We start from the raw sequence: 3,472 nt of genomic DNA on the forward strand, positions 1-3,472 counted from the left end.
CGTTGAACGGGAAGGAAGGTGTAGGGGCGCAATGCGCAGGCCCCAGGGCGTATGCAATACGCCCCTACATTGACGGGGCTACTCCGTTGATCCATCACTACGAACGAACGTTTTGGAGAGTTTATTTTTTGGAGTTCCCTTACCGCCCCTGGATGGAGCCGGGTGCCAACCTCTTTCTACGCGCAAGGGCGATCGCGATCGCCCTTGGACCCTGCACCCACCCATTCTTCGTGACTTGAGATCGCGTGTGGACCCCACCCTAACCCTCCCCTTGCCAAGGGGAGGGGACCGGAAGTGCAGTTAAATGTGAGACAAATCCCCCTGAGCGTAAAAAACCTACTCTTGTAAGTCCTCCCCATCCCCCCCATCAACCAAGGACAAATGACCAAGGACCAATAACCAAGGACAAATGACCAATGACCAACGACCAACTACAAATCCCCGCGAATTTCCTCAACGACGCCATCGCGCAAGACGACTTCTACCTGCATTTTTTTGATTAAATCATCGCCGCGTTCCAGATAGAAAAAACTATCCATTTGTCCACTGGCGACTTCTTCTCCCATTTCCAGAGTCTGGACTTGTTGCAGATTTTGGAGAATTTGATTTTTCTGATCCAGCATCTCTCTTTGCCGTTGATTGGCCTGCATTTTCACCGACTCGATTTGTTGCTGGATTTGCGGACCTGGGGGTTGAATGCTCTGCTTTTGCAGTTCTCCAATCATTTGCTGCGCTTGCATTTCAAGCTGCTGGAGTTGCATATCAATTTGATTGATTTGTCCTTGGAGTTGCTGCTGAACCTCTTCTTTCCAGCGCGGAGTTACTATGGCTTTGATAATGGTATTGCGCTTCAGAAGTAATTTCGAGTTAGAGACATCCATATTAGCTGACCTAGATCAAGGGTTAAGTAGAAATTTGGCCTAGAATTGGCCCCGTTATGCTAACACGCCACGGGGCTAATCTGGATCAAACGAACATTTTATCAATGCGATCGCCGTAACGTTCGGTAATCACGGGTCGTTTCATTTTCAGAGTTTGGGTGAGCATTCCATTCTCCATCGTAAAGGGTTCACTCAACAGGGAGAAGGGTCCAATGCGGTCATCGGGACGATATCCGGGACGGTTTTTCACCTCCCGATTCAACTCCTGGCGGAACAGGTTGTCAATTTCGGGACTGGAGAGGTCGATTTCTCGGGTTCCCGATGCTGGGGGAGGATTGCCTTGAGAAACATTCTGAGGCAGACGCAGGGAGAAGTTTTGGGACACCGCCCACTGTTGCAGGGCTTCAAAATTCGGCACAATCAAGGCACCGAGGCACTTTTGGTCCTGACCCACGAGCATCATTTGGTCAATATAAGCACTGCGGATACAAGCATCCTCGATCGGTTGGGGTTCGATATTTTCTCCGTTGGTCAAGACAATGGTATCTTTGGCGCGACCCGTGAGCACTAAATCATTGCCGGGAGTCAACCACCCCAAATCCCCGGTATCAAACCATCCATCGGGGTCGATCGCCTTGCTTGTCGCTTCGGGATTTTGGTAGTACCCCTGCATCACTTGCGGACCCCGCGCCAAAACTAACCCCCGTTCCCCGTGTTTCAGAGTTTCGCGGGTTTCAGGGTGAACGATTCGCAGTTCGGTGTAGGGAATGGGACGACCCGCAGAACCCCGCAAATTATGCCAATACCGGCGCGCTGTCAAGACTGGTGTGGTTTCGGTTAATCCATATCCCACTAGCACATCAATGCCAATAATTTCAAAGAAATTTTCGATATGCATGGCGAGGGACCCACCGCCACTAATCACATATTTGAGTTGACCCCCAGTTGCTTGGCGGACCTTTTGATATACCAGGCGATCGCCCAAGGCGTGGAGGGGCCAAAATACCGCCCGTTTAATTGCTGCCAGGAGTTTTTCACTCCCAGAAGCGGGTTTGAGTTGCAACTGCAATCCATGCAAAATCCGACCCGCTTCTATATAACTTTGAGAGAAACCAAAAAAGGTGTTGACCAGTTTTTGACGATTGGCGGGTTGTTCTCGAAATTGCTTTTGTACCCCTTCATAAATCGATTCCCAAAGTCGGGGAACACCAAAAGTATATTTGGGGTGATATTCTTTTAAATCAGCTTTAAGATAGCGAATATTCGTGTAAAACTGACTGCAACCTCGGGAGAGGAGAAAGTATTGACCCATGCGCCCGAAACTATGCCAGGTGGGGAGAATGGTAATCACGCGATCGCCTGGTTCCGGTTGCATAATTGTCGGCAGGGTCTCGACTTGATGCAACAGATTACCGTGAGTCAGCATCACCCCTTTAGGTTTACCCGTGGTCCCGGAGGTGTAGATTAAGGTTGCCAGAGTCTCCCGGGTGAGGGTGACGGGTTGCACTGTAGAACCGGCCCCTTTTGCCATCACCTGTTGATAGGATAAAATTTGTACCGGCAGGGTATCATCGGTCGGCAGGGGTTCATCAGAGAGATAGATAATCCACTGGATGGGTAAGTCATCGAGTTGAGGGCGGAGTTTTTTGAGTAAGGCGAGGTTTTCCACCACTAGACCCATACTGCCGCTATTTTGGAGAATAAACAGCAACTCCTCGCGATCGGCATCAGCACCGCGCACCACATCCGCTGCACCTGCCGTCAGCAGTCCTTGGTCCGCAATCATCCAGCGGGGACTATCGTTAGAAAAGAGGGCGACTCGGGGGGGGATATTATTGGCGATCGCCGGTAATCCCAAAGATTGCACCCCAGCGGCAAACTGTTGAATTTGCTCGCATAATTGACCAAAAGTCAACTCCACCACGGGTTTAGCATGAGGGTCACATAATGCCAGAGTATTGCCAAACTGCGATCGGGCCAGGGGCCACACTTCCGGCATGGATTGAATCGCCGTATAATCCGGGGGAAGCTGTAAATACCCCCGTTCGCGATCGCTGATAGTGGTATCGGTTGAATAAGCAATCTGACTCATCGCTCTTAACCTCTAAAAATAAAGATGTCTCTAAGAGTTTAGTATTTCCGAGTCCGTTTCATCAGAGATGGGTTCACAGGGACAGTTTGCCAACTGGAACACCCCAGAAATTAGAACAGATGTGGGAACAGTGGGGCGCTTTTACAGAATCCGACTAAAATCACCAAAATCCGAAACCGGGTTTTTGCCAAAATTTAACGCTCCTTATCATAGACTCTGTAAAAAACCCGGTTTCTAGCCCCCACAAGACAACTCCAAGCTACCAGAAACCGGGTTTTTGCCAAAATTTAACGCTCCTTATCATAGACTCTGTAAAAAACCCGGTTTCTAGCCCCCACGAGACAACTTCAAGCTACCATAAACCGGGTTTTTGCCAAAATTTAACGCTCCTTATCATAGACTCTGTAAAAAACCCGGTTTCTAGCCCCCACAATCCAACTCCAAGCTACCATAAACCGGGTTTTTGCCAAAATTTAACGCTCCTTATCATAGACTCTGT

Annotated in this window: 3 protein-coding genes; 1 reads left to right on the top strand and 2 read right to left on the bottom strand. The window is 49.5% G+C overall.

Features of this window, described 5'->3' with window-relative positions:
- Positions 1 to 112 precede the first annotated feature (112 nt).
- Positions 113 to 304: a hypothetical protein gene (locus NG833_RS00345; RefSeq protein WP_254563346.1), complete on the top strand. Its 192-nt coding sequence runs from the start codon at positions 113 to 115 to the stop codon at positions 302 to 304.
- A gap of 127 nt (positions 305 to 431) precedes the next feature.
- Here the strand turns inward: NG833_RS00345 and NG833_RS00350 are convergent, their stop codons facing one another.
- Positions 432 to 881 carry a YlqD family protein gene (locus NG833_RS00350; protein WP_254563347.1) on the bottom strand — a complete coding sequence of 150 codons (450 nt, stop codon included), beginning with the start codon at positions 879 to 881 and terminating at the stop codon, positions 432 to 434.
- An 85-nt stretch (positions 882 to 966) separates the two neighbouring features.
- Complete coding sequence (locus NG833_RS00355) at positions 967 to 2,973, bottom strand: long-chain fatty acid--CoA ligase (RefSeq protein ID WP_254563348.1); 2,007 nt, start codon at positions 2,971 to 2,973, stop codon at positions 967 to 969.
- Positions 2,974 to 3,472 lie beyond the last annotated feature (499 nt).

The organism is Oscillatoria sp. HE19RPO (genome assembly GCF_024220515.1).
Taxonomy (GTDB): Bacteria; Cyanobacteriota; Cyanobacteriia; order Cyanobacteriales; family Laspinemataceae; genus Laspinema.